The sequence below is a fragment of the Geopseudomonas aromaticivorans genome (assembly GCF_019097855.1).
Lineage (GTDB): Bacteria > Pseudomonadota > Gammaproteobacteria > Pseudomonadales > Pseudomonadaceae > Geopseudomonas > Geopseudomonas aromaticivorans.
The window spans coordinates 1-2,959 of the sequence record NZ_JAHRGL010000039.1; the positions used below are offsets into that span (position 1 = coordinate 1).

Sequence of the window (2,959 nt, forward strand, 5' to 3'; positions counted from 1 at the left end):
AGGGGAAGCCCCCGGCAAATGCTCTTCGGGGGCAGGAAACTGAGTCCAGGGGGATGAAGTAGCCCGATTTTGGCCTGCCGAGCAGGTCTGTCGCGAATGGGGAGGGCTATTTCAGACCTTCCTTAGGCATCTTACTCTCTGATCCAAAGGAAATTGAATAATGGAATTCTTTGTGTCTTATCCGCTCCATGAACTTCACTCCGGCCCCATCGAGCATACGGAAGAAGAAGTAGAAGTATGCTCCCTGAATGGAGTGTATCTAGACTACGGTCTTGCCATAGCTGTAGATGCTGGTCAGGTTGGCTCACTAGATTTCCTCCCCGGCGGGAGGCCTTGGCGCATTCGGATCGGAAACGATCATTCAAATCTTTCAATGTGGTCCCCAACTCAGAACATTGAACTGGCTCAGCGACTTATTTCTTCACAGCTCAGCGATGTCGTGGCGGCAGAAGCAGGTAACTTCCTGGAGCCACTTCGCTCAATAGTCATTTCAAAGCTTGGTAACCGTATCAACATCCCGGTGAGAAAAAATGCCTAACCCTACGGTCAAGTTCGCTCCGCTACGCTGCGCTGGGACTGCGCTAAAGCGCAGCCCCTTACCTTCACGTTATAAGGATATTCTATGCCTACCAACAGATGGACCTGTGCAGCATGCAGTGAGTCTAATGAGTCTAGCGCTCTACTTTGTGCCAGATGTGAATGCCCATCTAATGCAAACGCAACAGAGGTCGAAGCCCACCGGGCTCTTTTCACATCTACACAGGGTAAAAAATACAAATTCCTAAAGTGTGACTGTGAAAAGTATGAGGTGGGAGAGACTCGTAACTCGGGAGGGATTCTTTCAAGTGTTTTTGAGGTTGAGACAGAAAAGTTCTCATTTATTTCTTGTTCTCATTGCGGGCACACGGAGTTTTATAGATGCGAGCGCAGTGCCCTGAGGGCACTGTACGATCTTGGCTTTTGAGGTCAAGTATAACAATGCGTATATGGACTCGCCCCACAAGTGGTGATTAAAGCCTTGCCAACCCTGTCGTCAGTGCGGTTGCATTCGTATATCCGGCCTTCGCTGAGCGTTGCCGCCCGGGCCACTCTGTAGTTTGCGCAGCGGGGGCCAAGCGTTCAATCGATCACGGGGATCAGCATTGTTATCGGCCTTATTCCGCTGCAGGACTCGCCTGTTCCGACAGTGTCGCTGTTCACCACAACCACAAGAAAACCGCTTCCTGATTACTCCGGCCCGCCGTCAGGCGGGCTGTTTGCTCTGCCAGTCGCCGCTGAAGCGCCGCTCATGGCACCACACCGCCCAGCAGATCCGTACCAGCTTGTTGGCCAGCGCCACCGCGGCCTTGTGCCCCACCACTTGGCAATGAGCCGGGCCAGCCCATCACATGACTCCCTCGACAGACGAATCCCTGCAGGCGTATCTTCGCCGACGCAGGCCAGCGCACTGGCCAACGTCGCTCGGACGGTTCCGGGCGCTTACGTATTCGAGAAACTTCATGACCGACTCCCGTTCCGGGCGCCGTTTTGCGCGCATCGATCGTCTCCCTCCCTACGTCTTCAACATCACCGCCGAGCTGAAAATGGCCGCCCGCCGCCGTGGCGAGGACATCATCGACTTCAGCATGGGCAACCCCGACGGCGCCACCCCGCCGCACATCGTCGACAAGCTGGTGCAGGTCGCCCAGCGCGACGACACCCACGGCTACTCCACCTCGCGCGGCATCCCGCGCCTGCGCCGCGCCATCTCGCGCTGGTACCAGGATCGCTATCAGGTGGAGATCGACCCGGACAGCGAGGCCATCGTCACCATCGGCTCCAAGGAAGGCCTGGCGCACCTGATGCTGGCCACACTCGACCATGGCGACACCGTGCTGGTGCCCAACCCCAGCTACCCGATCCACATCTACGGCGCGGTGATCGCCGGCGCCCAGGTGCGCTCGGTGCCGCTGGTGCCCGGCGTCGACTTCTTCGCCGAGCTGGAGCGGGCGATCCGCGAGTCGATCCCCAAGCCGAAGATGATGATCATCGGCTTTCCCTCCAACCCCACCGCGCAGTGCGTGGAGCTGGACTTCTTCGAGCGCGTGGTGGCCCTGGCCAAGCAGTACGACATTCTGGTGGTGCACGACCTGGCCTACGCCGACATCGTCTTCGACGGCTGGAAGGCGCCGTCGATCATGCAGGTGCCGGGCGCCAAGGATGTCGCCGTGGAGTTCTTCACCCTGTCGAAGAGCTACAACATGGCCGGCTGGCGGATCGGCTTCATGGTCGGCAATAAAGAGCTCGTGAGCGCCCTGGCGCGGATCAAGAGCTACCACGACTACGGCACCTTCACCCCGCTGCAGGTGGCCGCCATCGCCGCCCTGGAAGGCGACCAGCAGTGCGTGCGCGACATCGCCGACAAGTACTGCGAGCGACGCAACGTGCTGGTCAAGGGCCTGCACGAGCTCGGCTGGATGGTCGAGAAGCCCAAGGCCGCGATGTACATCTGGGCGAAGATCCCGGAAGCCTACGCCCACCTCGGCTCGCTGGAGTTCGCCAAGAAGCTGCTGGCCGAGGCCAAGGTCTGCGTCTCGCCCGGCATCGGCTTCGGCGACTACGGCGACGACCACGTACGCTTCGCGCTGATCGAGAACCTCGACCGCACCCGCCAGGCGATCCGCGGCATCAAGGCGATGTTCCGCGCAGACGGCCTGTTGCCGCCGAAGGCAGCGAAGGGCGACAACGACAGCTGACCCGACCGTAGGGCAATGAAATGGACTCCCCCCTCCTAACGGCGTCAATGCGCCAGACTGAAGTTGCTGAAAACAGCAGTCACCGGAGGAGGGAGTGACCATGAAACTTAAGCGAATCGGCATCGATTTGGCAAAGCAGGTGTTCCAGATTCACGGCGTCGACAGTCATGAGCAGGTGATCTGCCGCAAGCAGCTCAAGCGGGCGCAGATGTTCAACTTCTTCC

3 protein-coding genes and 2 pseudogenes are annotated in these 2,959 nt (G+C 59.0%); 4 read left to right on the top strand and 1 reads right to left on the bottom strand.

Features of this window, described 5'->3' with window-relative positions; genetic code table 11:
- The first annotated feature begins 160 nt into the window (after positions 1-160).
- Both KRX52_RS13205 and KRX52_RS21095 read left to right on the top strand, forming a co-directional pair.
- The gene (locus KRX52_RS13205; protein ID WP_217682189.1) at positions 161-538 is read left to right on the top strand and encodes a hypothetical protein; all 378 of its coding nucleotides are present in this window, start codon (positions 161-163) and stop codon (positions 536-538) included.
- A gap of 84 nt (positions 539-622) precedes the next feature.
- Positions 623-964: a zinc ribbon domain-containing protein gene (locus KRX52_RS21095; RefSeq protein WP_217682190.1), complete on the top strand. Its 342-nt coding sequence runs from the start codon at positions 623-625 to the stop codon at positions 962-964.
- Between the two features lie 279 nt (positions 965-1,243).
- Here the strand turns inward: KRX52_RS21095 and KRX52_RS13215 are convergent.
- Positions 1,244-1,351 (bottom strand): annotated as a pseudogene (locus tag KRX52_RS13215) (IS110 family transposase); the annotation flags it as partial.
- 148 nt (positions 1,352-1,499) lie between these two features.
- On the opposite strand from KRX52_RS13215, the gene alaC reads away from it, so the two are divergent.
- Together alaC and KRX52_RS13225 are read left to right on the top strand one after the other, a co-directional pair.
- Complete coding sequence (gene alaC, locus KRX52_RS13220) at positions 1,500-2,735, top strand: alanine transaminase (RefSeq protein WP_217682191.1); 1,236 nt, start codon at positions 1,500-1,502, stop codon at positions 2,733-2,735.
- A 100-nt stretch (positions 2,736-2,835) separates the two neighbouring features.
- A pseudogene (locus tag KRX52_RS13225) lies at positions 2,836-2,959 on the top strand (IS110 family transposase); the annotation flags it as partial.